General features: G+C 63.1%; 20 protein-coding genes. 4 read left to right on the top strand and 16 right to left on the bottom strand.

The genetic code is table 11. From position 1 onward, the window contains the following. Positions 1–58 precede the first annotated feature (58 nt). A complete protein-coding gene (locus QJT82_RS10725; RefSeq protein WP_245288655.1) occupies positions 59–1,831 on the bottom strand; it encodes a PQQ-dependent dehydrogenase, methanol/ethanol family in 1,773 nt (590 codons plus the stop codon). A gap of 135 nt (positions 1,832–1,966) precedes the next feature. Further along, a complete protein-coding gene (locus tag QJT82_RS10730; RefSeq protein WP_080583245.1) occupies positions 1,967–2,437 on the bottom strand; it encodes a copper chaperone PCu(A)C in 471 nt (156 codons plus the stop codon). A 126-nt stretch (positions 2,438–2,563) separates the two neighbouring features. Here QJT82_RS10730 and QJT82_RS10735 point away from each other — a divergent pair, with 126 nt between their 5' ends. Then, complete coding sequence (locus QJT82_RS10735) at positions 2,564–3,559, top strand: phosphotransferase (protein ID WP_259242612.1); 996 nt, start codon at positions 2,564–2,566, stop codon at positions 3,557–3,559. Positions 3,560–3,605: 46 nt separating this feature from the next. Here the strand turns inward: QJT82_RS10735 and QJT82_RS10740 are convergent, their stop codons facing one another. The 3 genes from QJT82_RS10740 to QJT82_RS10750 all read right to left on the bottom strand — a co-directional run bounded on the left by QJT82_RS10740 (position 3,606) and on the right by QJT82_RS10750 (position 4,975). Continuing rightward, complete coding sequence (locus tag QJT82_RS10740) at positions 3,606–3,788, bottom strand: hypothetical protein (protein WP_245288656.1); 183 nt, start codon at positions 3,786–3,788, stop codon at positions 3,606–3,608. Positions 3,789–3,875: 87 nt separating this feature from the next. Continuing rightward, the gene (locus tag QJT82_RS10745) at positions 3,876–4,331 is read right to left on the bottom strand and encodes a cupin domain-containing protein (RefSeq protein ID WP_028339352.1); all 456 of its coding nucleotides are present in this window, start codon (positions 4,329–4,331) and stop codon (positions 3,876–3,878) included. Positions 4,332–4,417: 86 nt separating this feature from the next. Further along, a complete protein-coding gene (locus QJT82_RS10750) occupies positions 4,418–4,975 on the bottom strand; it encodes a hypothetical protein (RefSeq protein WP_028339353.1) in 558 nt (185 codons plus the stop codon). Positions 4,976–5,598: 623 nt separating this feature from the next. On the opposite strand from QJT82_RS10750, the gene QJT82_RS10755 reads away from it, so the two are divergent. Beyond that, positions 5,599–7,437, top strand: coding sequence for a caspase family protein (locus QJT82_RS10755; protein ID WP_028339354.1), 1,839 nt, complete (start codon positions 5,599–5,601; stop codon positions 7,435–7,437). 195 nt (positions 7,438–7,632) lie between these two features. Here the strand turns inward: QJT82_RS10755 and QJT82_RS10760 are convergent, their stop codons facing one another. The 3 genes from QJT82_RS10760 to QJT82_RS10770 all read right to left on the bottom strand — a co-directional run bounded on the left by QJT82_RS10760 (position 7,633) and on the right by QJT82_RS10770 (position 11,954). After that, positions 7,633–8,280, bottom strand: coding sequence for a DUF4384 domain-containing protein (locus QJT82_RS10760; protein ID WP_028339355.1), 648 nt, complete (start codon positions 8,278–8,280; stop codon positions 7,633–7,635). Between the two features lie 20 nt (positions 8,281–8,300). Further along, positions 8,301–10,049, bottom strand: a complete 1,749-nt coding sequence (locus QJT82_RS10765; protein ID WP_281446637.1) for a caspase family protein — start codon at positions 10,047–10,049, stop codon at positions 8,301–8,303. A 180-nt stretch (positions 10,050–10,229) separates the two neighbouring features. After that, complete coding sequence (locus tag QJT82_RS10770; RefSeq protein ID WP_028339357.1) at positions 10,230–11,954, bottom strand: hypothetical protein; 1,725 nt, start codon at positions 11,952–11,954, stop codon at positions 10,230–10,232. 171 nt (positions 11,955–12,125) lie between these two features. Between QJT82_RS10770 and QJT82_RS10775 the strand changes: the two genes are divergently transcribed. Next, the gene (locus QJT82_RS10775) at positions 12,126–12,407 is read left to right on the top strand and encodes a hypothetical protein (RefSeq protein ID WP_028339358.1); all 282 of its coding nucleotides are present in this window, start codon (positions 12,126–12,128) and stop codon (positions 12,405–12,407) included. Between the two features lie 88 nt (positions 12,408–12,495). Further along, a complete protein-coding gene (locus QJT82_RS10780) occupies positions 12,496–13,476 on the top strand; it encodes a DUF4424 domain-containing protein (RefSeq protein ID WP_028339359.1) in 981 nt (326 codons plus the stop codon). Between the two features lie 8 nt (positions 13,477–13,484). Here the strand turns inward: QJT82_RS10780 and QJT82_RS10785 are convergent, their stop codons facing one another. From QJT82_RS10785 to QJT82_RS10820, 8 genes are all read right to left on the bottom strand, one after another. Next, positions 13,485–15,290 carry a serine/threonine-protein kinase gene (locus tag QJT82_RS10785; protein WP_028339360.1) on the bottom strand — a complete coding sequence of 602 codons (1,806 nt, stop codon included), beginning with the start codon at positions 15,288–15,290 and terminating at the stop codon, positions 13,485–13,487. Then, the gene (locus QJT82_RS10790) at positions 15,287–16,063 is read right to left on the bottom strand and encodes a protein phosphatase 2C domain-containing protein (RefSeq protein WP_028339361.1); all 777 of its coding nucleotides are present in this window, start codon (positions 16,061–16,063) and stop codon (positions 15,287–15,289) included. Before QJT82_RS10790 ends, QJT82_RS10785 begins: the two co-directional genes overlap by 4 nt. Before the next feature lie 6 nt (positions 16,064–16,069). After that, positions 16,070–16,771, bottom strand: a complete 702-nt coding sequence (tagF, locus tag QJT82_RS10795) for a type VI secretion system-associated protein TagF (protein WP_028339362.1) — start codon at positions 16,769–16,771, stop codon at positions 16,070–16,072. Continuing rightward, entirely contained in the window at positions 16,768–20,319 is a 3,552-nt protein-coding gene (gene tssM / locus QJT82_RS10800) for a type VI secretion system membrane subunit TssM (RefSeq protein WP_028339363.1), read from the bottom strand. Before tssM ends, tagF begins: the two co-directional genes overlap by 4 nt. A gap of 45 nt (positions 20,320–20,364) precedes the next feature. Further along, entirely contained in the window at positions 20,365–21,693 is a 1,329-nt protein-coding gene (tssL, locus tag QJT82_RS10805; RefSeq protein WP_259242597.1) for a type VI secretion system protein TssL, long form, read from the bottom strand. A 194-nt stretch (positions 21,694–21,887) separates the two neighbouring features. Further along, positions 21,888–23,225, bottom strand: a complete 1,338-nt coding sequence (gene tssK / locus QJT82_RS10810) for a type VI secretion system baseplate subunit TssK (protein WP_028339365.1) — start codon at positions 23,223–23,225, stop codon at positions 21,888–21,890. A gap of 48 nt (positions 23,226–23,273) precedes the next feature. Next, positions 23,274–24,650, bottom strand: coding sequence for a type VI secretion system-associated FHA domain protein TagH (tagH, locus tag QJT82_RS10815; protein ID WP_028339366.1), 1,377 nt, complete (start codon positions 24,648–24,650; stop codon positions 23,274–23,276). Between the two features lie 12 nt (positions 24,651–24,662). Beyond that, positions 24,663–25,226: a hypothetical protein gene (locus tag QJT82_RS10820; RefSeq protein WP_028339367.1), complete on the bottom strand. Its 564-nt coding sequence runs from the start codon at positions 25,224–25,226 to the stop codon at positions 24,663–24,665. Between the last annotated feature and the right edge of the window lie 4 nt (positions 25,227–25,230).

Consider the following 25,230-nt stretch of genomic DNA (forward strand, 5'->3'; position numbering starts at 1 on the left):
TCTTTCTCGGCCAAATCGACGCGGGAGGCCTCGGTGAGAGGCCTCCCGCGCTGCGACGTCAAAGGGCGAACACGTAGAGCATCGAGCCCGGCTGCATCCGCTTCAGCTCGGGCGTGGCATCGATGAACCACTTGTCCCAGGCACCGCCGAGGCCGACCAGGATCGCCACATACTGCTTGCCGTCCACCGAGAACGTCATCGGGGGCGCGTTGACGCCGCCGCCGGTGTTGAACTGCCAGAGCTGCTGCAGCGATTTCGCGTCATAGGCGATCACCTCGCCGGACGGCTGTCCGGAGAACACGAGGTCGGGCGTTGCCAGGATGCCGCCGAGGTTCGGGAATTCGGTCTCCGCCTTCCCTGCCACCTTGCCGGTGGTGACGTCGATCGCGGTGACGCTGCCGGTGATCTTGACCGGCTGGCTCGGTCCGCCGCCCGTGAAGAACTCGCGCTTCTTCAACTTGTCCGGCGTCGTCTCCTCGACCGTGATCCGGTTGCAGCTCTCGATCACCGGGATGTACCAGAGCTTCAGATTCGGATTATACGCGGTCGGCGGCCAGTTCTTGCCGCCCATGTTGCCGGGGCAGATGTCCGTCACCTTGTTGGTCCGGCTTGGCGTCACCGCCGCGTTGTAGCGCTGCACGCCCTGCTTCGGATCATACTCCACCGGCTTGCCGGATTCGGGATCGAGACCCTTGGTCCAGGTCACCTTCTTGACGAACGGCAGACCCCAGATGAACTTGCCGCTGTTGCGGTCGATCGCATAGGCAAAGCCGTTGCGGTCGGCCTCGAGCGCGAGCTTCTGCGTCGTGTTGTTCGGACCGGGGACGTCGACCAGCACGTTCTCCGCCACGCTGTCATAGTCGTAGGGATCGTTCGGCGTGTGCTGGTAGTGCCACTTGATCTTGCCGGTGTCGGCATCGAGACCAAGCGAGGAGTCGGTGTAGAGGTTGTCGCCGGGCCGATACTCGTTGTCCCAGTCCGGTCCGGGATTGCCGACGCCCCAGACGATGGTGTTGGTCGAGGGGTCGAAGCTGCCGGTGACCCAGGTCGATCCGCCGCCGCTCGCCTTGGCGTCCTTGTCGTCCTTCCAGGTCTCGTGACCCGCCTCGTCCTTGCCCGGGATGGTGTGGGTGCGCCACACTTCCTTCTGGCTCTTCAGGTCGGTCGCGGCGATCCAGCCGCGAATGCCGTATTCGGCGCCGGCCACGCCGGTGATCGCCATGTCCTTGACGATCAGCGGTGCGCCGGTGATCACCTCGCCCTTGTCGGGATCGGCGACCTGGCGCTGCCAGGCGACCTGCCCGGTCTCCTTGTTGGTCGCGATCAGGCGGCCGTCGAGCGTGTGCGAGACGACGAGGTTGCCCCACAATGCGACGCCGCGGTTGTCGACGCCGCAGCAGGCGACCGCGCCGGCCCAGTCATGGTCGGTCTTCGGGTCCATCTTCCAGAGCAGCACGCCTTTACCGCCATGCGCATCGATCTTGTAGACCGAACCCCAGCCGTCGGTGACGTACATGAAGCCGTTCTCGACGATCGGCGTTCCCTCCAGGCCGCCATGCGACCAGATTCCGCCGCCCTCGACGCCGCCGAGATGCATGGTCCAGGCGACCTTCAGGTTCTTGACGTTGTCCTTGTTGATATCGGCCAGCGACGAGAAGCGCGTCGCCGAATAGTTCTTGTGGTGGTGCAGCCAGTTGCCTGCTTCCTTGTCAGCATTGAGCAGACGGTCCTGATTGACATCGTCGGCGAGCGCCAAAGAGCCCGCGAAGGTCGCTGCGGATGCTACTGCCGCGGCGAGCATATGCGACTTTACCCAATTCAACCTTGTCATGAGTTCATTTCCTCCGGATCTAGCATTCTTCATTGATCGAACCGCCCGTCACACACGGGCGGTCACGCGAGAAGCCTTGAGTCCCGGCGCGTGGCTGTGCACCACCCGCCGCCTTCTTGAGTCACTTGTGTTAGGTCACTTCTGGACCTGTACCTCCGTCTCGATGGTGCCTGCTTTCTGAAAAACGATCGCGCATTTGAAGGTCTCGCCCGGCGTGAGCGCCTGACGCATCTGCAGAAGCATGACGTGATAACCGTCACGCTTCAGCTCGAGCATTGCCTTTGCCGGCACTGGTATATTGGATATCGAGCGCATCGCTGGTGCGCCCTCGCCGCGATCCACAGTATGACGCTCGGAAAAATTCGCAACCGGGCAGCGGACACGAAGCAGCGCATCGGCGCTGTCGGCCTCGTTCTTGATCGTCATCGTCAACGGAAGGTCCCCGCCCGCTTTGTCGACCGCCGGCACGCGCGCGTCCACAATCTGCAAGGACTCGTTCGCGGCGGCGTTATGCACCACTCCGAACGTGCTGATCAGGCAGAATAATGGCAACGCGATCCATGATCGGCACGCAACGGCGCAATGCAACCCCCGCTCGAACGACATCAAGTTCTCTCCCAGCATGATTTTTGCAGCATTGTTTCACGCTTCGTCGTGCGCTGCCAGCAATAGATCGCGAACGCTGATCAATGCGATTTCGGCACGCATGGCGGCCATGCTAACTTCTTGCGCATGAGTGCTCTCGATAAACTTCCGCCGATAGAGCGCGACGCAGCACATGCCGCACTGCGTCAGGTGATCGGCACCGCGGCGATCGACGCCGTCACATCCGTCTCGGGCGGCGCAACGTCGGCGCAATTGTTCCGGATCCATGCAGGCGGCGAGAATTATTTGCTCCGAATCGAAGGAATGCCGAGCCCGCTGCGCAATCCGTTTCAGTATGTGTCGCTCAGGATCGCGGCCGAGGCCGGCATCGCGCCGCGACTCCATTATGTCGACGAGGCCTCGCGCATCGCGGTGATGGATTTTGTGCAGCGGCAGCCGCTCGGCCGCTATCCCGGCGGCCTGCCGGCGCTGGCGAAGGCGCTCGGCGAATTGCTGGCGCGCCTGCAGGCGACGCCGACCTTTCCCGCTTTCGTGCGCTACCCCGACATCGTGGCCCGGCTCTGGGCCCATGTCGGCCGCACCGGCCTGTTCGCGCCCGGCGTGCTTGAGCGCTGCAACGCGCATCTCGCGCGGATCCGCGCGGCCTATGCCTGGGACGAGGCCAACTCGGTGTCGAGCCACAACGACTCGCTCCCCGCCAACATCCTGTTCGACGGCAACAGGCTCTGGATGATCGACTGGGAATCCGCCTATCGCACCGATCCGCTGGTCGACCTTGCGATTGTCGGCGACAGCCTGGCGCGCACGCCGGAGCTGGAAAACATCCTGCATCGTGCCTGGCTCGGCCGCCCGCTCGACGAGGCGCTGCGCGCACGGCTCGCACATGTCCGCGCGCTCACCCGGCTCTACTATGCCGGCGTGCTGCTCAGCGCATCCGCGACGGCGCCGCGCGCCACACCCGACACGAGCCTCGCAGCACCGACGCTTGCCGAGCTCGCAGAGGCTACACGCGCCGGCTTGCTCAAGGCCGGCACGCCGGCGGCCAAGCACGTGCTGGGCAAGATGTTCGTCGCCTCATTCCTGACCGAAATCGAGACGCCCGGCTTCGATCTTTCGGTCTGACGTTCAACCCGGCGGATCGAACGTCGACGGAAAACTGCGGCGCAGCTCACTGCGGCACCGGGTGCAGCCTTGCGAGCTGGTCGAGCGACAATTCGGCCTCGCGATCGCTCAGGGGAAAACGCACGATCACGTCCTGACGCGACAGCTGGCCCCACAGCCCGTCCGACGACCATTTCTGCGGCTCGGGTCCGCGCGGACCGTCGACCCAGATGAAATACCATTCCGCCATCGACGCGACCAAAGCTCCTCGCCGGAACATTGGTCCTTCGCCGGCCAATCCGCAACGCCCGATTTCGGGCGCGGCGCGGCAGGTGGGCTATTCGTACGGCGTGCCGTCCTTGTGCAGAAAGCGGCCGTCGGAGCTCGGGCTCATCATGTCGATGTCGGAGCAGGTGATGACGTCGGCGCGCGAGCGCGAGCCGACCTCGAGATAGGTCGCCGTCATCTGCGCCCTGTTGATCAGATGATGCCCGTTGCCGGAGTTTTTCGGAAATGCCGCGCAATCGCCGGCCCGCAGCACCGTCTCGCCGCCGTCTTCCACCAGCACCACTTCGCCCGCGAGCACATAGACGAACTCGTCCTCATCCGAATGCCAGTGGCGCTGGCTCGACCAGTTGCCGGGCGGCAGCCGCATCAGGTTGACGCCGAAGTCGGCGAGCCCGCCGGCATCACCGAGACGCTGCCGCGCCCGCTCGGCGCACGGCGCGGCGAACTCCGCCGGATAGCCGGTCCCCTTGCGTTCCGGCACGTTTGCAAGGTCGATCCTGGGCATGGCGTCTCTCCGGCGGTCGGTGGGCGAACGAGCGATCGGGCCGGCGGCAATCCGTCCATGGAAGGCGCCGGCAGCAGGTTCCGAGGTCAGCCGCCAAATCGCTTCACCAGTTTTGAACTTTTGGCCGTGCTGATCTGCTGACCGGTCAAATCGCTTCCCACGCTCAATCCCTTCGTCATCAAGTTGCTGCGCAGGGCGGCCTGCTTCTCATCGGCGTAATCTACGTCGACGTGGTCGAGACTCATCAAATGCCCAAGTTCATGGGCCCACGCGCGTCCGTTGGCAAAGTCATTGCCATACCATTGGACAAAGCTTGCCGGCTCGGGATCGCTATGAAGGTATGAGCTGCCACCGGCCGAGAGATTGACAATCGGGTTGACGAGATAAATGTGGACCGCGTTGTCGGGAGCATGCCGGAGACTGAGAACATCCAGCACGCGCTGGTCATTGTTGCGCGCGCTCTTCGCCATATCGAGCGGTTTATCTTCCACGTAATCATTGATCACGAACGCGATCTTGGCCTTCGCCCAGATCTTATTGACCACATCCAGTGCCTTCTTGGCGGCCTCGCCACTCCATTTTTGAGGCTCGGCGACACCTTTCTCGGCAAATGGCGTGACGTAGATTTTCAGCGGAATTGACATGTGCGTCTCCAACGCTAGAGATTTCCACGACACCTGCGGTGGGGGTCCACGCGTCGACGTCCGGATCCCGAGGACGCAGATTTCGATTCTTTCGGGACTCGCACGTCTCGGCTCGAGCGGATCGGCGTTGCTTCCAGATAGACGCAGTTCGCGCTCCTATGGAAGAGGCCCGCGGCGCGACAAACAGCCGAAACGAGCCGGCTGAACCTTGTCGACGCCACCGAGACTAACGACGCGGCCGCCACACCCTGACGATCCGCGCGAGCATCGCTTGAGCATGCGGGTCAATTCCGAGATCACTATCGAGAGATGGAACTTCGCTTGGCGAAGCCACCCGGATGGCGGCACTGCCAGCCATTCCGGCGCCAAAGATAAAAATCAGATATTTCAATATCTTACAGGTCAGCTGACATTTGTTCGGCCGTCCGCCACCGGCCCTACACGCTTCGGTGTATCCTTGAACATTCTCGCTTCCCCAAGCGACAACATCAGGAATGGATTGGACTCAGGATTGTTACCGTACGGAGGCATGCCGGCGCTCGTAACGCTTGACGCAGTGGAGTTTGCGCGCGGCCACCTTCGATAAAGCTGCCGTTGTTTTGAGCCGATTTTGGACGTTCGCCATGCGCTACACGCTCCTCCGAGTTCTTGTTGTTCTTGCTGCTTCAGTTCTCCTGGCGTCTCAGCCAGCCTGGGCAACGAAGCGAGTGGCTTTGGTGGTCGGAAATTCGAACTATCAAAATGCGCCATTGCTTCCAAATCCTGCCAATGATGCCACCGCAATCGCCGCGACCTTGAAGGGCGCCGGGTTCGATTTGGTGGAGTCCCGGCTGAACCTGACCTCGAGCGACATGCGGCGGGCACTGAGGGATTTCGCCGACCAAGCTCGCGATGCAGACATCGCCATCGTCTACTATGCAGGTCACGGAATCGAGATCGACGGGACGAATTATCTGATTCCGACGGATGCCAGGCTTGAGCGCGACACTGATATCTATGACGAGGCCTTCTCGCTCGATCGCGTCCTGCTGGCTATCGAGCCCGCGAAACAGCTCCGCGTCGTGATCGTTGACGCCTGTCGCAACAATCCATTCGCCGACACGATGAAACGAACCGTCGCTTCGCGCGCGATCAGCCGCGGGCTCGCCCGGGTAGAGCCCGCCGTATCCAATACGCTGATCGCGTTTGCGGCCAAGGCCGGACTGACCGCGCTCGACGGCAACAGCACGAACAGTCCCTACGCGACGGCACTGGTGAAATATATCGCAAAGCCTGGACTCGACCTGCGCAGGGCTTTCGGCTTCGTCCGCGATGATGTCCTGCAAGCCACGGGTAATCGACAGGAGCCCTACGTTTACGGATCGCTGGGCGGTGAGGACGTTGCGCTCGTGCCAAAGGCAGAGGAGCCGGCGCCGCCGCCGGCTAGCGCCTCGTCGGAAATTCGTCGCGACTACGAATTGGCCCTGCAACTGGGTAACAAGGCCGCTATGAGCGCGTTCCTCGCCCAGCACCCCGACGGCTATTACGCAAACCTGGCCAAGCTTCAGCTCAATCAGATCGACGCGGAGGACGCGCGCGTCACCGCGACCCGGAAAGCGCAGGAAGCGGAGCAGCAGAAGGCTCGGCTTGCGTCCGAAGGTGCCCAGCGAGCGGAGCAGGAAAAGGCGGCCGCAGATTTCAAGGCTGCGGAGGATGCCCGGATCGCGGCAGAAAGAACAAAGCAGGCAGCGCAGGACCAAGCTGCTGAGGCTGAACGCAAGCGAACCGCATCCCAAACCTCAACGGTCGCCATGCTTTCCGCGAACGGACCCGCGCCCGACAGCGCCAGGCCGGATAATATTGCAACCGCGACCCCATCGCAGAATAGCGAGGGCGCGAAGGTTGCCGCCTTGAACACGGCGTCGCCGCAGGAGGATCTTGCCAAATCGGTGCAGAGCGAATTGAGCCGGGTTGGCTGTTTCACGGGCTCCATCGACGGTGAGTGGAACGCGGCCTCGCGTCGCTCCCTGACCCTGTTCAACCGGCACGCCGGAACCAAATTTGACGTCAAGCTTGCAAGCCTCGATGTGCTCGATGCGATCAAGCTGAAGCCAGCCCGGGTTTGCCCGCTGATCTGCGAACACGGCTACAAAGCCGACGGCGACCAGTGCCGCAAGATCACCTGCGCCGAAGGCTCGTTCCTGAACGAGGACAACGAATGCGAGAAGCGGCGCGGGAAAAAGCCGGTGGCGAAGCGCAACACGGATGAGCGGCCGTCGCGTGCCGATCGTCCGGTCCGCGAGAGGCCCGAGCCGCAAGCCGACGTTCCCCGACGGCAGGCGACGGCCAGACCCTCGGGTGGCAGCGGCCAGATCGTGTGCGATGCTTATCTATGCCGCCCGGTCCGTCGCGGGTGTCATCTCGATTACCGTGGCGGCGGAGGTCCCGGCGGCGGTACCGGCAATGTCGAGGTCTGCAACTAGGACAGCATGCACGGCGGCGCGCTCGAGGTCGGGCCGCCGCCTCCTCCGCAATCGGTCATGCCGGGGCAACGGAGCCAAACCGCGGGGCCCTGCACGCAAGACGCCGGACAGCAGCCTCGGCCACAAGAATATTACATGATCGCGCCGGACGGTCTCCTCAACCGCCCGGGTAGCCGTAGCAACGCAATCGCTCACCTACTTGATGGAGTATGATTTGATGTCGAACGACCAATTGTTCGGCAGCAGTCTTCCGCCGCCGCTGTCCGGTATCCGCAGCTGACTGGTCCAATCCGACAGATAGCTCAACGTGTCGGCCGGCCCCTGAAGCTTGCGCTGAACGTCCGGCAAATCCAGCAATTGCACACGTCGCTCGCTCAGGATCGCAACGATCACGGCGGACCCGGCCGGCGGCGCGACGACATATTCAAATCCACGCTGCTGTGCCGCTGGGGTCGGAACAATGAATTGGACGCCGGGCTTCACAAGATTCATGTCGGGTCCGACCGACTGCGCCAATAGCTCGGCAGTCGGGAAGATCTGGGACATCCGCCCTTCCGCATCCACATCCACCAGCATCAGATAGCCGGGCTTCCTGGCGGTTACGCCGAATGACACCTTGCCGCCAATGTTGACCGTTGGACCCGGCAGGATCTCAAGCGCCACGCCGGCAGCATTTGCCGCGCCGCGCGAGGCCTGTACGCGCCAGAGCAATGGAACGTTTGTCGCACCTCCCGATGGAGAGGCCGATGGCGGCGGCGCCGCTAACGCGACGCCGCTTCCCGCCAGCAACAGCACGATCGCGAACCCTGATTGCTTCCGGGAAACCAGTTTCGCTGGCGACATGACCCGCTGTCACAGCTTTGTCAGGGAACGCTGAAAAAGCCGATTGACGCGATCCGCGCGTCCGCCGGCAGATAGCGCTCCAGACTCTTGATCACCTGCCCCGAGGCACGGCGCCGGTTGAGCTGCATCAGGACCGTCTCCAGATCAACCATCCGCTGCTGCGAGGTCACCGCGACGATCTGCTCGGCGCCGAACGGCTCGCCCACCCGGAGAGGCAGCCGCAGATTTGCCGATCGAGCCAGCGCGGCATCGGAACCCACCGGATACAGCATTTGGATGGTTCCATCACCGGACACGTTGAACAGCAGCACAGCCCGCGAACCGACGTCGGACAATTCGACCTCGACGGTCTGGCCGCTGCGCTGCTGTCGATCATCCGGCCAAATACGCATCAGCTGCGGCGATCGCGTCGCCATGCGCTTAAGCTCCCGAATTGCCGCGGTTCGGTTGACCACTGTCGTCAAACCGCCAACGTCAACGCCATAGGCGACCACGTCGCCCCAGGCGATCACGTCATGAGACACGGGGTCCCAGATCAGGTCGGGATTATCAGTCGGTTGAACTGCCTGCACGCTGGCGTCCTGCGGCTTGAGACTGGTGAAATAGTTCATCTTGCCGTCAAGCGCCGCCAAACGGATCGGCGTGGTGAGGCGGAACGGCGGCAGCGCGGCACTGGGCGCGGCCGGGGCGCTCGCAGCGGCACTGGTTGGAGCAGTTTCCGACTTAGCCGTAACGGCCGGCGACGCAGGAGATTGTTTCTCGGCGGACGCGACGTTAGCAACCTGGCCGGAGGCAGCTCTCGCGGCCGTCCCCTGGATCAGCACCACGCCGCGCGTCAATTCGAAGGCGACCTCGGTTTCCGGCATCTGTGCCGGCGACGAGACCGTCACGATGTTCTGGCGCTGGTCGGACAGTTGATAGACCACCTGCCGAACATTGCTGAAAAGCTCCTTCAGGGTCACCTTGCCATCATGATTGATGTCCGCGTTGCCCTCCACGGCCCGCGCAACGGCATAACTCAGAGCGCCGCGCAGGCCATCGATCCCGGGAATCCGCACTTCCGGAGCCTTGGTGTGACGATCGACCGCGGCGATGAACGCGGTGTGGTCGAGATCGAGTTCGGACTTCGGGTCGTCGCTGCTCGACACCGGCTTCAATTCATCGACCAGCAGCGTGTAGCGCGGCACCTGTCGAAAGCTCATCTCGGCCGCACGCGGATCGATATCGCGCACCATTCCGCCGCCATGGCAGGTATCCGCGACGAAGATCACCCTTGCGCCGCGCAATTCGAACTGCCGGATGAAATGATTGAATTCGCTTCCCAGAATGCGCTCGACAGATCCGGCCGGCGTGGTCGCGAATTCGGGCAGCAGGAACACGTTCTCCATTCCGTCCGGTTCCGAGCCCTTGATCCGCTCCGGCTCCTGCGTGCCGTGACCTGCGATCGACAGGAAGACGAGATCGTTGCTCTTGGTCCGCTCCACCAGTGAGCTGATCTCGCGCAGCACGCTTGCCCGGTCGGCCTGTGCATTGGTCAGCTCGACCACATCGCTGACGCCCATGGTCCTCAGGCTGGACACGATGTCGTTGGCGTCGGCGACCGCGCCCTTCAATTTGCGCACATGCTGGTAGTCGTCGATCCCGATGACGAGCGCCCGGAGCGCCGCACCGTCGGGATTGCTTATCGACAGCTCACCCGCCGCATGCGCGCGCTGGAGTGGCAGGCCGATCAAAGTCGGGAGGCCAAGCGGTCTTAGGAAGACAAATATGTCTGGCAACTCCTTGGCTCACAGAACGACATGGCTACGATCCGACTTCCTCGATATCAAGCAGGTCCGCCCTGGAACCACACCGGCAAGGCAGAGCGGCAGGAATGCCGTCCGGACCTCCAGAAACCAGCGCGCAGGCGGTGATCCATGTTCATCTGTAGCCTTGGCAAGACCTCAGGTTCAGCGCCGTTTATTCGCCGTCTTGCGGCCTGTTGGCGCCTCGGTCTCCTGATAGGCGTTCGCGGAAACGGTCGTCTGATCATCTGCGAATGCGCGAAAGCGAACCGGAACGTAACCGCGCGCGAGCAGGCTCGCGAGCGGATAGACGTTGCGGCAGACCCGACCGTTGCAGCCACCCGTCGAGGATTCCATGACCTCAGCCTTGCGATCGGGCGTGAACCGCAGGAACAACATGACGTGGGAACCCGGCTTGTTCAGGGCGTCGCCAGGCTTGAGGTCCCAGGGATTGGTCACGGGTGCGGCGATCGCGGGGATGGCGGCGGTCGTGTAGTGAACGGAAAGCCCCCACGTGGCACTGACGAATGCCGAACAGTCGACGCCGGCCACATCCGGCCGTGGCTCGTTACGGGTGCAGACATTACCCGCCAGCGTCCCGCTTTCGATCCGCTGCCGGAAGTTCGCGAGCGAACCGTGGCACCCCCAACAATAGGGCACGCCGCGCACTTCCTGGTTTACCTTGCCCTGCAGGTACCACGGCCGGCGAATACGGCTGAAACCGGAGCATTGGCTGTCGGGATCGCTGCCGTAGTTGGCCGGTGTCAGCTTCCACTGAATGCCCTCAAAAGCGAAGGCGGTCTCGATCGCCTGCTGACGATTGGACGGCCGCACGGCGGCGGTCGCGTTGAACTTGATATCCGGCCGCGCCGCCGCCGGCGCGGCCGCCGTGCGCGACGGCCTGACGTCAATGACGGATACCTTCCCCAGGGGGCGGAAGCCGACACCGACCACCTCGACACCATCCGGCTTGGTGCGCAGAAAATAGACGTCGCCATCGCCCGAAACGGTGACGAACCGCCGGGTCACGGGCGTGTTCTCCAGCGGCAGCTCGTAGATACCCTCAAGGCGTCCGTTCGCGGCATAGCGTGCGACGAAGGTGGAGGCATTCTTGCCTGACGGAGGAATGTCCTCGGCCAGCACGTAGAAGCGGTCGCTGTTGTCGATCTCGAGAAACTCAACGGTGCCGAGCTGGTTGCGGACGCGCAGGCCGAGCTGACCGATGGTCTCGTTGGATACCATGGTCTGGATTTCGACCCGAACGCCGGCATTGCCCTTGTCGGGAATGATATCGGCGATCACCGATCCCTTGCTGCGCGAGGCGATATATTGCCGGTCGGGCTGTCGCGTCGTCCTCACGATGGCCGCGCGTGTATTCTGATCGAGCAAGTCGGTCGGGCTGCTCAGCGCCTGCGAGCCCATCTGGGCGAAGGCCGAAATGGCGACCTGGTCGTCGGTTCCGCGGGATGAGACTTCCTCCAGCTGGATCTCGTCTCCACCCAACCCGCGTGTGGACTGTCCTGGTGCCGCCTTCAGCATCCGCACGCCGCCGTCCCACACCATGATGTCGTCGTTATGGACGACGAGGTCGGTGGGCTGGACATCGCCAGGCATCTTCAGGATGTCGGGAGCCGTGTTCGGTTGTTTGGGGTCGAACTGCAGAATGCGGCCATTGATTTGATCGAGCACAAACAGGTTTCCCTGTCCGTCAGCACTGAGCGCTTGCGGGCCCGCGAGTTCGACGTCCTGGCTGGCCGCGACGATCCCCACCATGGATGCAGCCGAACCGCCGGCAAAGCTTCGCACGACCGCATCGTCGGCCCTTGCCCCAGTGACCGCTATGGCCGCGCCGACGATAGAGAGCCAGATCCAGCTAGATCGACGAAGCATATCCGCCTCAATGTAACCGAACCGAATGCGGCGTCAGTCCGACTAATCCAAGACTGCCCAATCCAAGACTGCGCGAGTGCAGCGTCAATTAGTGGCGAGCAACCCCGATCCCGTTCAACTCTTTCACTGGACGGTGATAGTCCGAACTCCTTCAGCTTGCAGTGCAAAATCATGGCCAGAAACAGATTTGAGCAAGTCAGCGAAATCCAGCCAGACGCGATTACTCTGGTTTTGAAGCGCGACAATGCCGGCGCCTCCGGGTCAATCGTGTTGCCGGCCGCCGCAAGCGGGGGACGCCTGAACAGCGACCAGGTCAGCGCCCATATGCCGGCCCAGGATGCCTTTCGCGGCGCAATCCGTCTCGCCAATGACATGAAGCTCGCGATCGTGGTTTGCGACCCCGATGGCGTCTGGAAGCCGGAATGGGGCGACCTCTACCAGGCGATCGATTGACCCACACGGACAGACGCTGCGGCGCCGCATGGAGGCCGGCATGGCAAATGGAGCGTTAAGCGGGCTGTCGTTGAGGTCGCGAGCCTTGATGATCGTCCTGTTGGCCGCAACCGGCTGGCCTGCGCGGGCAAATGATTCCGCGGCCGAATTGTCCATCGGCGGGCTGCAATTCGTCCGCACCAAGGACGTGGCCATGGCGAGCGAGGAGCTTCATATCGGGCTGGACAGGGTCACCGTTCGCTACCAATTCGTCAACCAGACGAGCAAACCGGTTGCGCTCACGGTTGCCTTTCCGCTGCCCGACATCGATTTGTCCGAAGCCGAGAACATTGCCCTTCCATCGAGCGATCCGGTCAACTTCGTCGCGTTTGAGACCAGGATCGACGGCAACCCGGTGCCGCTGGCCATCGACCAGCGCGCCATGATCGGCAACAAGGATGTCACCGCCCTCCTCCGTCAGTTCAAGCTGCCTTTGCTGCCGCTCGGTGATCGGGAGATCCGGGTCGCCGACCTGCCGGCGACAACCCGCACGAAGCTGATCGATGACGGCCTTCTGATGCCTGCGGGCATGAGCGACAACGGTCGCCAGCAATACACGCCCGGCTGGATAACCAAGACATCTGCCGTTCGCGAGCAAGTGTTTCCCGCGGCGCGTACCGTCACGGTCGAACATCAATATCGCCCGAGTGTCGGCTCCAGCCCTGACACGGTCCTGCGCTCGGGTCTGCGTCGCAGCGCGGCACTGGGACCGGAAGTCGCGCGGTACAGGAGAGACTATTGCGTTACGGATGCGTTCCTTGCCGAATTGGACAAGCGCACAGGTGACAGCCAGGCCAATACCGCAAAGCTGCAGGAGCGGCGCATTTCCTACGTGCTCAAGACAGGTGCGAACTGGGCGGGTCCAATCCGGTCCTTCACGTTGACGATCGATCCCGGCGGCGACGACCGTCTGGTCAGTTTTTGTCCTGGCCGGCTCAAACCCTCATCTGCCGACAATGCACGTCAATTCACGGCGAGCGACTTCAAGCCGGATGCCGACCTGAAGATCCTGATGATCGGCAAGTTCTGAACAGCGGCTCAATTGGTGAGCATCACATAGCGTCCAGCCGCGGTGATGGTGACGTTGCCGCGTTGAGCTTCGCTCGTCGCCTGCAGGAAGAATGTGTCGGCAGCCATCGGTCGCGGCTGGCGCAATGAATCCAGAACCCGTGGGGCTGCGACGGCCAACAGGAGTTGCGGACCGGTCGTGCGCTCCATCGGCAGGGCAAAGGACAGCGAGTCGACGCCCGGCTTCAGGAGATAGGACAGGCTGCGCACCTCGCCGCGATCCGAGACCATGAGCAGTTCCACCACCCGGTTGGCAAAATTTTCGACGGTCCCGTTGAGGGTCTCGCCGGCCTTCAGCTCCGTCGCCGACAGGTTGATGCGCGGCGCACGCGCTTGATCGCTTCCGACCTGACTGAGGAATTTGACGGCCGGACATTGTGCCTGATTCACCTGCCTGACGCCGACCGAAGCCTCAAATCCCTGCTCCTTTCGAAACGCTTTATCGAAGGTATCGAACGGGGCGGTCGAAGCGCCGAAGCCTTCAATGACGGCTGCGCTTGAGCTCACGGCAACAGGCAGGATGAAGAAGCAGTCGCCGCCCGCATATTGGGCGACATATTTGCGGATGCGCTCGGCTCGACCCGGCCCGTCGGGGGACGGAGACGGCGTCAACGTCGGCTGAGACGGCAGCTTCACCGGCTCCTGACGTGTCGGGGGTGGCGGAGCAGGCTCGCTCGGCGGCGTGGATGTCCCGGCGAGTTTCGGAGGTGGCGGCAAAGCCGCCAAGCCCGATGTCCTCCAGACAAATTTATAGAATGTGTACCCACCGCCGCCCAGCAGAAGCAGCAGCGCCGCGACGCAGGCGCCGAGCCAGATGCGGCGGGAGTTCCGCGTGGTTGATGGCGCCCGCTCCTGCGGCGCAGACATACCAGCCTGCGACTTCGCCAATGGATCGAAGCCGTAGAGCGGTGCTGCGGACGGCTGCGCCGAACCCGCCGGCGTCCAGTTGGCGACCTCCGCCATGGTCGGGCGCAAGGCCGGGTCTGGCTGCAGCATCCTCTCGAGAAGTGGCCTGATGCGCATGTCGACTGCGCCGAGATCGGGCACACGCCGACGCTTCTCGACCAGTTGAAACTGGCTCCCGCCCATATCGAGCTTTTGTCCGGTCAAGGCATGGAACAGCACGAGACCAAAGCTGTAGACATCGGACTTCGCGGTGACATCATTGCCGTACAGGCCGACCTGTTCCGGAGACGCGTAATTGTCCTTGCCGGCGAAGCCGGAACCGATGATGGTCTTGTCACCCATCTGCGTTGACCGGGCGATCCCAAAGTCGATGATCTTCGCCCGCCTCACATCGTCGAGCGGCACGATGATGTTGTCGGGGGAGACATCGCGATGGACAATGCCGTGCTCGTGAGCGGCTTGAAGGCCCGATGCGACCCGCTGCATCAACTTGATCAGCGCTTCGAAGGTCAGCGGCCCATCGTCGAGCATGTTCGACAGCGAGCGTCCGTTCACAAACTCCATCGCCAGATACGGGCGCTGCAGTGCGGGTTCGACCGTGAACAGGAAGTAGCGAACGATTGCTTCGTGCGGAAGATTATGAAGTGCCGCTGCCTCCCGCCGGAACAGCGCAAGCGCCGCCTCGTTGTCGACCATGTCGGGGAGCAGCATCTTGACCGCGACGGGCGATCCGGTCTGGATCTCGCGGCAGCGGTAGACCTCCCCCATGCCGCCTGCCCCGATCATCGCCTCGATCTCGTAAATGCCGTTGAGCCGGGTGCCGGCCGGCACACCGCGGTAGGATGACCGAAACGGATCGTTCGCGGTCATGGTCGCGGCTCCTGATCGAGCGGCGTCCTCGTGGGCTCTGAGGACCGTGGCGCGAGCAATCGCACGATCACGATCGTGACGTTGTCGAGCCCGCCGCGCTCAAGCGCGAGCGCGAGCATGTCGTCGCAGGCTGTCTGGGCAAGGCGAGTGGCCGCGTGCTGTTCGATCTCGTCGTCCCGCACGTGTCGGGTCAAGCCGTCACTGCAAATCACGAAGATGTCTTCCGGTTCGGCCGGACCGGTCACCACCTCGAGCTCGGGGTCGGCGACGACACCAACGGCCCGGGTGATGGCGTTGCTCGGCCAATCCTGGACCTCTTCGCGCGATAGCGCGCCATCGGCGATCAGTTCCTCCAACTCGCTATGATCGTGCGACACCTGTGTGATGCCGTGGCAGTTGATCAGGTACACCCGGCTGTCACCCGCCCAGATGCAGGCATAATGGCCGTCGCGCACCAGCAGGACTGCCGTTGTGGTCCCGACAATGGCACCCTGCCTTTCATGGCTGAGGGCCAGGATCTGCTGGTTGGCGCTGAACAGACGCGCCTCGCATTGCGCCAACAGGTCCGCCGCGGAGTCCGGCGCGCCGATGGAATCAAGCGACTCCACCACGATGCGGCTGGCAAGATCGCCCGCCTCGTGACCGCCCATACCGTCGGCGACGGCCCACAGGCCGACGTCGGTTCTTACCAGGTATGAATCCTCGTTCCGCGCCCGCACCCGTCCGGCGTGAGTGACGCTGCCGACATCGAACAAGGATGGGACGTGTACCATCGCGCGTCATCCCGCCCCGGATACTTCGCGGCCAACGTCGCCGGTCAGCAGCGTGGAATAGTGAAACGGATCCGGCAATCCGCGGCAACAGAGTGCGATCGGCGAGAACCCCTCGCCCCCGGCGGTCCACCAGAAACTAGCCGCGGCATAGACTTGGGAGCTCGCGTCGCAGAGCGCTTCGAACGACTCGGCAAACCCATCGACCGTCGAAACCATTCCCAGCGTCGCGTCGCTCAGCGACACGACCGGCGGTCCGTCAGTCTCCCGCGTCCGCAGACGTGGAAGCGCGAGACGATCCAGTGCATCGGAGATCTGCTCGAAGGTCGCAGCCCGGTCCAGGGTCGAGAGCAGGAACGTCTCCACTTGCCCATACCACCCGTCCTGCGGATCGATGTGCGGCGGCGGCAGCGCGGCGTCGCCATCCGGCACCGCATGCAGCGTCAACGGATAGTATCGCCCCACGCCGTCAAGCGACGGCATGATCGCTCCTGCGACGGTGGTGCCGCAGATCGCTCCGCCAAGCCAGAATCGCCAAATCGGCGCGGTCAGGAATGCTTCCTGCCAGTCGGCGCCGAGTTGATGGCGGCTCGCGGAGATGGCAGCTTGCACCCACGGCTCCCAGACTTCCAGGAAGCTGCGCGGCGTCGCGATCGCGATGAAATCACGCTTCGCGCCGATCTTGCCGAATAAGCCGCATCGCATGGTCATATTCCGGTCGGGCAACGAAACTCGCGGAGCACTGACAGGTTTAGCGGATTGCGCAACGATCCGGTCGAAATCTGATAGTTGAGCTCACGTCCGGCAACAATGAACGTTGCGCTGGCGGATTCCGCCTTGGCGACCAGCGAGCCAGCCTCCAGCATTCGGAACAATGACCAGGGGCCGATGCGCTCGAGTACGGATGGCGAGCCGGTCTCGTTGCTGACCGAAATTGCCGTCCGCGGCGATGGGCCGGGCCAGAGCACCGTAGTCGGTGAATTGCTCTGCGGCGGCGGCGGCGGAGGAGCGGGTTGCGGCGCGCCAAACATGGAGGGAGCTGCGGCTGGTCCTGGTGTGGTTGGGCTCGTGATCGTCGTGCCGCCGATCTCGGTCTTGACTGTGATGCCCGGTCCGGCCGCAGCCGGCGGCCGGATTGCAAAGGACACTGCCGGCACACCGCCGCCAGTCTGGAAGAAGGCGTCGCGGATATAGGCGGCATTCTGGAACTGCTTCAATGTGTCGGGCGAGAACGATCGGCCGACGGGGCTTTCCTTCCGCCAGACCCATTCGGATCGCGACGTATCCGCATAAGGCGCCAGGAACTGACTGAAGAACTTGTCCATCACACCGTTCGGGCTGAACAGCTTGGCGAAATCCGCGAGCGGGACTTCCTGACCGCTGCTCCGGACGAACGGGTAGCGGTTGGTTACCGTCTGCTGACAGACCGGCGTGACCTGATCGCGCAACGACTGCAGGATCTGACCAGCCGTGGAGGCGGCGATGCTGCCTTCGAACTCCGCGGCCGCCGCCCGCAGCATATCGGAAAATGGCGGCGGCATACGCGAGGCATTGTTGCGTAGCGCTGCAACCTGGGTCTGAAGCCCCGCCGTTGCTTGCGCCGTCAGTTGCGGATTCTCGACCATCAGCGTCAGATTCTGCGCGATGTCGTTCAGGTTTGCGATCGTCGAGTCGATCGGCCGGCGGGTGCTCTCCCCTTCAAGGACTGCATGGTAGGGTTTGAACTGCGACTCGATCGCCGCGCCAGGCGTACCGTCCTGGGCATTGTTGAACAGCGCTGGCGTGGTCACCGCGGGCGGCGCGGCCGGCGTGCCGGCGTTCGCCGGCTTCGGGCGTTCCTTGGTCAGCATCGTCTCATCGCGCACCGACTCCAGGATTTGCCGCAGCGGCGAGGTCGGCGCCGAAAGCGCCCTCAGCACTTCGTATTTCGGTTTGTCCGCGAGTAATTTCTTCAGGCGCAGACTGCCGAGCGCAGTCCGCCACGTCGTCACAAATTCATTGGAGTAGATGCTGAGCAGATCGCCGGCCAGATTGTCATACTGCTGGTCGATTGCCGACTGCTGGCCGGCGTCGCCCAACACCCAGCGCTCCCGCTTCATGCGTTCCGACAATCCGGGCAGTCGAGCGATGAACTTCTGATTGAAGCCGTTGTAGGTGAAGAACTCGGGCACCCGCACATTGTCCAAGGGCTGCCCGGTCGTGGTTTCGAAGACAACTGCCACGTCCGGACCGCCTCGGCGGCTGGCGATCCAGTCGCCGGCGGTCGATCCACGAGCCTCCGACTTCAGGAACTCGTAGGCACGTTGCGAGACGCTGAGGCGCGCCAATGAATTCTGGGCCTGCTTGATCAGCCGTCCGTCAAGCTCGACCAGCGGCGGCTGCTCGGTTTCGAGGTCGAACATGGCGACGAGATTTTCATCGAGCAGACGCCGCCCTTCCGCGTTGGTCGCGCCAGGATACAGGTTGTCCGCCCAGTCGCGCTGCATCCAGGAACGGATCAGCTCGCGGTCCGGGGATTGCAGGCCGCCGAGCATCAGGTAGACCTTCAGCGCCTCATAGACGAAGGCAGGCTCGTTGATGCGCGCATTGAGCTGCTCTTCCAGGCGGTACAGCAAGCGAGGCCTGAACATGCGCTCAAGCGCGGTGTGATAGGCTGCCTTCGCGGGTGATAACAGGCGCGCGTGTTGACTGAGCCCGTAGCGCGCCGAAAGTGCTACCGACTCATTCCGTGAGGCATAGCCGGCCGGGGCGTTCCGCAACCGATAGAGCAGCGGCAGCACCTTGTCGAGATCATGATCGGCGATCAGCGTTTGCTTGATGAGCGGCGCACCGGCGGTTGCATACTCGTTGTCCGCCAGCAAGCTCTGCTCGATCAGCTCGGAGTTGCGCTTGTAGCTGGTCAGCCACGCACCGATCAGCCCGATCGCCACCAAACCTATCACCGACAGCGCCGCAGTCTTGAGGATCAGGGCGCGGCGGACCGCAGCACGATCGGTCGAGACCCAGTCGGCCTCGCCGATGATGACCTTCGAAATCAAATCGGCGAGGAAATAGCTCTTGCCGGTTCCGGAGTACGATCCGGCCCCGACTTCCTCCGCGCCGAACGTACGCGCCAACGATCCGATCAATTGATCGATCGGCGTACCCTGCTGGGTACCCGACGTGAAATAGAACCCACGCAGATTGGCGTTCACGTGATACCGCGTCGGCTCAAAAATCTGGTTGAGGAAATCGTGGATTTGCGGCTTGAGCCGCGCCATCTGCGCCGGGAAGCCGAACAACTGCACCCGGTGCTGCGGCGTCGGCTCGTCCTGCAGACGATCGAGCGTTTCCTCGCTCAGACGTTCCAGCAGGCGATCGAACTCGACCGGGACCTGCCCCACCAGATTCTGGGTCTTGTCGGCGGTCTGGAAGGTGGCCCCCCAGACCTGGCGCCGGCCGGCCTCGCCGAGATAGGCGAAATATTCGGTGAAACCGGCAACGAGATCGGCTTTGGTGAACAGCGCGTAGACCGGGAAGCTCACTTTCAGCCTTTGATGCAGCTCGAGGAGCCGCATCCGGATGGCATCGGCATGAAGCGCGAGCTCCTGCTTCGGCAGCGTCAGCACGTCCTCCAGACTGATTGCAACGAGAACGCCGTTGATCGGCTGGCGCGACCGATTTTTTTTCAGGATATCCAGGAAGGACAGCCAGCTTTCCTTGTCGGCCTTGCTGTTTGAATCCTGGGTTGTGTAGCGACCGGCGGTATCGATCAGCACCGCCTCCTCGGTAAACCACCAATCACAGTAGCGAGTCCCGCCGACCCCGGCGATCGCCGCCGGCGTCGCCCCGCGCGTGAGCGGAAACTTGAGCCCCGAATTGACCAGCGCGGTGGTCTTTCCCGCACCGGGCGGGCCGATGATGACGTACCAGGGTAGATCGTAGAGATAACCGGACTTCTTGCCGCTCGCGGTCTTGAGCGTTGCGAGCGCATCCTTCATGCGCTCCTTGAGCACAGGCTCGTCGCTGACAGCCTGGTCCGCACCGCTAACGCCGTCGGCGATCTCTTTGGCGTTCCTGCGTCGCTTGAAGAAATGAAGACCGGTGACGCCTGCTGCCGCGGCACCGAGCAGCAGGATCGCGATCTGGCGGACGATGTGATTTTCCAGCGGATGCCAGTCGCCGAAAGCAACGAAGGGACCGGCAAGGTAGATGACGGCCCCAAGCGAGCTGAGCCCGACGCCATAGAGAACGATGCGTAGTATGTCCTTAGCGAGCATATTTACCGGTACCTGTCGCTTATCGCGTGAGCTTCTGGCGTCCGCCTATTCGCTACGTTCGATGAAGATTTCGACCCGACGGTTTTTGGCTCGTCCCTCGGGCGTCGAATTGCTGGCAATCGGTGAATCCGATCCCTTGCCGTCGACATCGATGCGCGAACCATCGGCCAGGCCGGGCTTCAGCGCGGCGGCAACCGCCTTGGCGCGCTCGACCGACAATTCGAAATTCGAGGGGAAACGCACGGTGCGGATCGGCGAGCTGTCGGTATGGCCAACCACCCGGATTCGGCCGGGCTCCTTGTCGAGCGTCGCCGCAACGCGGGCCGCGATCGGCTTGAAACCATCCAGGATGGTTGCCTGGCCAGAGGCAAACAATGCGAGATCGCACACCCTGATCACGATGAAGCTCGCCGTCTGATCCGCCGTCATGGCGCACGCCATCTTCTCCTGTGCAAGCGCGTTGCGAATGCGCTGCAGCTGGGTGATGCGGTCCGGCGGTGGCGGCGGAGGCGGTGGCGGTGGCGGCGCAACGACGCGGCGCTTGAGCTCGATTGGATCGCCGGGATGCAGTGCCAGCGCGACTTGCGCAGCATTCTCTGCACGGCCGGCCAGCAACGTTCGCAGAACGAAATAGGATCCGGTCAGCAGCGCGGCGACCACGGCCGCCACCAGCCAAACCGGAATGCGCAAGTGCTTCCGCCGACCGGCCAAGGCCTGTCCGCGCCAGTGCGGCGACAAATCATTGGTCGGCTTGGGCCGAACCCGGCGCAGCGTTTCATAGAGGTTGCGCTGGATCACCTGGAGGTTCGCAAGCCCGCCCGGCGACGTCCGGTGGATGCCCTGGAATCCGAGCGCAAGGCAGGCGTGCTGAAGCTCGAGCACCGGATAGTTGACGAGCGGATCGGTCTTCAAATGGTCGAGAATCTCGAAGAAGCGTACGCCACCCACGCGCTCGCCGAAGAACCGGCTGAGCATCGAGTATTGGGCCCAGACGTGTCGATCGTCGGTCGGTATGTGTTGCACAATATCGTCGGCGGTCGCGCACAGGATATACTTCGCGGTATTGGCCTGGTGCTCGGAAATGCCGGCCGAGCGAATGTCCTTCTCGAAGAACTTGATGGCGTCGGCGACCTGCTCCATCAGGCTCGCGAATGACGCCCGCATCAACGCGACGCGCAGCCGGCCAAGCAACTGCAGCAAAGGGCCGCCGGCGCGCATCACCGGATTGGCGTTTGGCGCAACCAGATCGTCGACACGCAAGGGCGGACCGGGCGGCAGGATCGGTTGCGTCGCCTGAGCCTGCGCCGGTGTCGAAATCCATTCCTCTGAGGGCTGGCTGGTCGGCGGGGCGGCGTAGCTTGCGCTCTGCGGCACGGGAGAGAATGAAGGCGGTGGCGGAGGGCCACCCGGCGTAGCCATGGGCGATGGCGAGTACGCCGGACGGCTGGCAGGTCCCCCGCCTGCCGGAGGTTGAGGAGCCGGAGCCGGCGGCATCTTCCCGCCGGGGTTCGGACGGATGATGGTCCGCTCACCCCGACCGAAAGGATTAACCGGCTTGTCCCTGTCGGTCATGGCCGCTCTTCCAGGATGGCCCAAAGGTACAACTCAAGCTCCGGCCAGTCGCCGGAAAAATGCATCCCGATCGAGGCCGCTGTGCTGAACTCGGGCCACAGCGGCGACTTGCGATCGAGATAGAAATAGACGTGGTCAGTGATGGCTCGGATGTGCGGTGGCGGCGTCGGCAGATGCACCAAGGTCAAACCCGGCAGGTTTGCGTGCACGATCTCGGTCATTTTTGTGTTGGGCCCGACCTTGAACAGGTGCGGAAATTCATTCTGAATCTCCACGAGGGGCCGCCGCGCGGCGACCTCGAGCACCAAGGTCGCATTCCGGAACAGCGCGCGATCGCGGATCGGCGATACAAAAGCGTTCTGGGCGCGTTCGATGATCTCCAGACGGATCGCCCGCCTGCCCAGCCGCGCGCTCAGGAAATCCTGGATGTCGCGCACAAGGGGCGTGAAGACGTATTCGAGGTTGTCGTGATCATATGCCGGGTAGTCCCGTGCGCGTCGTTCGGTGGTCGCGAAGGTCGCAAGCTCACCGGCAAACCTCAGCAATTCCTCGTACAACCGCTCGGGATGTACGCTGCCGGACCGCTTGAAATGAGTCAGCACCGGAATGGTCCGGTTCAGCACCTGCAGCACCAGATAATCGACGCTCTGCAAGCCGCCGCCGGACGAAGGATCGACCGCGTAGCGCGCCAACTCGTCGAGCTTGGTCTCAACCCAGCCAATGATTCGATTAAGCCAGCCATCGACAACCGGATGCGCGGCGCAGACCAGCATCGGCGGCACAAACTTGTCGTCGAACAGGATATTCTTGTCGCGCACTTCGAGGATGCGAGCGATGCCGAGACCCATGTATCCCGGCTTGCTCGTCTTGCGCAGCTCGAACGAGAGCCGCGGATAGACAATGTCGATCTCTTCCTCGATGCGCAGCGCCGAGGTTGAATCGATAAACGTTTCGGCAGTCCGAACGTAGCGACTTGCGCTGTCGGTGCGATCCTCATCCACCTCCCGCGTATTGGGCGCCGCCACCGGCATCATCAGCCAGACGATCTGGCCTGCGGCCGAATCCGGCACTTCGATGGCTTCCGGGATCGGACTGTCGGCAGGAATATCGAACGGCGTTCCGTCCGGCATGACGCCGGTCGCACTGCGCACGGCGAATTTGCTCTGCTGGGTAAGATCGTTGTCGATCTCGAGCTGGGCAAAGCCCCAGGGGTACGGCGTTGTGTAACGAACGCGCTTTTCCAGCAGATGCTCGAGATAGCGATCGTTCTGCTGCAGATGATGCGGCCGCAGGAACAGACCTTCCGACCAGAAAACTTTGCTGTACCAGGACATTCCTACATCCACTCGGCAATGATCGGCGACTGCATCGTCACCGACAGTTCACTTTGACCCCGGCTTGTCTGCGCGGTCGTAATATTCGGAGAAATGCAGCATGAAGGTATCGATCGGCGCGCTCTCGTCGCGACCGAGATGCGCGTTCCAGCGCGTCAAAAATTCATCCCAGAGCTTGCTCTTGTTCGAGCCAAACAAGGACCTTGCGCCGCGCTGAAGCTCGAGCTCGCGCGCCATCAGCGTCGGATCGATACTGGCGATCAGTCCCCGGACGGCATGCTGCATTGCCGCATAGGTCTTCAATTGATGGGATTTGAGGTCCTTGAAGCCCTGAGCGAAGGCATGCGGCGCATCGAGGTAGCTGCGCGTCGGCGGCCCGAACAGGATACGCATCGCGTCTTCCGCGGTCGGCGAGAATTTCAGCGGATTGTTCTCGATGGCCTGGATGGTGGTTTGGCTGGTGCTGCGCGTCAGCTGCTTGGCCTGGGTCCGCGCCTGCAGCAGGGCCATCAGGTTTTCCACGGTCATGCGCAGGATGACGCCAAGCTGTTCCGCGAGTTCGGCTTCGGTCTTGTCGGCAAAGAAACCGTCCGGCAGCCCGGCAGCACGTGCGACCAGGCGCGCAAACTCGGGATTGCCGATCGACGCGGCCATGGCCGGTGCCGGCTCGGCCAGTTGCGGCCGCGGCGCTCCCACATGCCCTGCCGGTGAGGGAGCCGGCGGTGGCAGGACAGCCGCTTCGTCGTCGGCCCATACCGACGGTCGGCGCGGCGTCGGCATCGCGTGCAGCACATCGACCGGCGGTTTTGGCGTGGCGACCGGACCGGCTGCCCAGCTCATGTCGTCGTGCAGCGGCGGCTCGCGGTGAGGCATCTGCGGCGAATGGCGGACCGGATCCACACCCGCCGGCGGGACGCTCGCCGCCCAGTCCAGGAATTCCGGATTGACGGGCCGCGCGGCCTCGCGCGGTTTTCGCAACTGCTGCGGGTCGATTGGCGGCGGCACGTCGCGACCGGGAGCCCACAGTTCCTGGTAATCGGCGTGCTGCTGAGCGAGCGGAGCTGGCTGCTGCGCGCCATGGCTCGGAGTGCCCTCGGCAGGCTCATCCAGGTCCAGCGAAACGCCAATGACATAGTGGCCGATGACGAGCCGATCGCCGTTACGCAGCCGATGCGCTCCCCGTATGCGCTGGTCGGCACCATTGAGAAAGGTGCCGTTGGTCGAGACGTCGTGCAACCAGTAGCCGCCGTCGCGATAATGGATCTCGCAATGCTTCCCCGAAATCATCCGCGCCGGATCGGGCAATGTCCAGTCGAGATGGCGGTCCCGGCCAATGTCGACCGAACGCCTTCCGGTGACGGTAAATGACACAGGGCCGCCGTCTGGAAGGTTCGGCTCGTTCTCGATGTTAAAGCGAAGCACCATCACATCGTCTCGTCAGCGTGGAGGGCGCGGTTCGCCGCGTGCCAATTGAATACCATCCTCCAGGCAGGCCGTCATTATCCGGTCCCTGGACTCACGGGTAAGCCGGCAGAGGCCGATCAAAAGGGCTGCGCGAACCGCTCGCGCCGTCTGATCCGGCTTGGCTTCGACCGGTGCAAACTCCGCGGGAACCACGCTTCCGCCAGACCAACCCGCCGCCAGCGCCAGCCAGGTCGCCGGCTGCTCGGGATCGTTGGCATTGCCGACCGCCAAAGCCTTGTTGCGCGATTGCTCGTCCGGCTGCCGGACCCAGGTCTCGGCAAAATTGAGCGACCTGCCTTCATTGCCGTCGAAATGGTCAAACATCTGCCGCAACGAGCGACAGCCCCAGGCGACGGCCACGCGCCTGGGGAGCAGATACGCGCAGAAGGATACAGCCTGGTGCCACTTGCCCGCATCGGCCGCCTCCTGCAGGAAATCCAACGACAACTTGTCCGGAGCGGCTTTGCCGACGTCGTAGCGCGCCAGCGGATAGGCTTCAAACAGATCGTGGACTGTGCTGAACCGAACCTGATTCATGGCT

Origin of the sequence: Bradyrhizobium sp. Mp19, from assembly GCF_029952935.1 — a bacterium.
Taxonomy (GTDB): Bacteria; Pseudomonadota; Alphaproteobacteria; order Rhizobiales; family Xanthobacteraceae; genus Bradyrhizobium; species Bradyrhizobium elkanii.

Bases quoted from the DNA above. Each gene is read 5' to 3' on its own strand.
- QJT82_RS10740 (WP_245288656.1), bottom strand. From the start codon at position 3,788: ATGGCGGAATGGTATTTCATCTGGGTCGACGGTCCGCGCGGACCCGAG.
- tssM (WP_028339363.1), bottom strand. From the start codon at position 20,319: ATGCTCGCTAAGGACATACTACGCATCGTTCTCTATGGCGTCGGGCTC.
- QJT82_RS10775 (WP_028339358.1), top strand. From the start codon at position 12,126: ATGGCCAGAAACAGATTTGAGCAAGTCAGCGAAATCCAGCCAGACGCG.
- tagH (WP_028339366.1), bottom strand. From the start codon at position 24,650: ATGGTGCTTCGCTTTAACATCGAGAACGAGCCGAACCTTCCAGACGGC.
- QJT82_RS10755 (WP_028339354.1), top strand. From the start codon at position 5,599: ATGCGCTACACGCTCCTCCGAGTTCTTGTTGTTCTTGCTGCTTCAGTT.
- QJT82_RS10760 (WP_028339355.1), bottom strand. From the start codon at position 8,280: ATGTCGCCAGCGAAACTGGTTTCCCGGAAGCAATCAGGGTTCGCGATC.
- QJT82_RS10820 (WP_028339367.1), bottom strand. From the start codon at position 25,226: ATGAATCAGGTTCGGTTCAGCACAGTCCACGATCTGTTTGAAGCCTAT.
- QJT82_RS10735 (WP_259242612.1), top strand. From the start codon at position 2,564: ATGAGTGCTCTCGATAAACTTCCGCCGATAGAGCGCGACGCAGCACAT.
- QJT82_RS10730 (WP_080583245.1), bottom strand. From the start codon at position 2,437: ATGTCGTTCGAGCGGGGGTTGCATTGCGCCGTTGCGTGCCGATCATGG.
- tagF (WP_028339362.1), bottom strand. From the start codon at position 16,771: ATGACCATGCGATGCGGCTTATTCGGCAAGATCGGCGCGAAGCGTGAT.
- QJT82_RS10725 (WP_245288655.1), bottom strand. From the start codon at position 1,831: ATGACAAGGTTGAATTGGGTAAAGTCGCATATGCTCGCCGCGGCAGTA.
- QJT82_RS10790 (WP_028339361.1), bottom strand. From the start codon at position 16,063: ATGGTACACGTCCCATCCTTGTTCGATGTCGGCAGCGTCACTCACGCC.
- QJT82_RS10770 (WP_028339357.1), bottom strand. From the start codon at position 11,954: ATGCTTCGTCGATCTAGCTGGATCTGGCTCTCTATCGTCGGCGCGGCC.
- QJT82_RS10785 (WP_028339360.1), bottom strand. From the start codon at position 15,290: ATGACCGCGAACGATCCGTTTCGGTCATCCTACCGCGGTGTGCCGGCC.
- tssK (WP_028339365.1), bottom strand. From the start codon at position 23,225: ATGTCCTGGTACAGCAAAGTTTTCTGGTCGGAAGGTCTGTTCCTGCGG.
- QJT82_RS10745 (WP_028339352.1), bottom strand. From the start codon at position 4,331: ATGCCCAGGATCGACCTTGCAAACGTGCCGGAACGCAAGGGGACCGGC.
- QJT82_RS10750 (WP_028339353.1), bottom strand. From the start codon at position 4,975: ATGTCAATTCCGCTGAAAATCTACGTCACGCCATTTGCCGAGAAAGGT.
- QJT82_RS10780 (WP_028339359.1), top strand. From the start codon at position 12,496: ATGATCGTCCTGTTGGCCGCAACCGGCTGGCCTGCGCGGGCAAATGAT.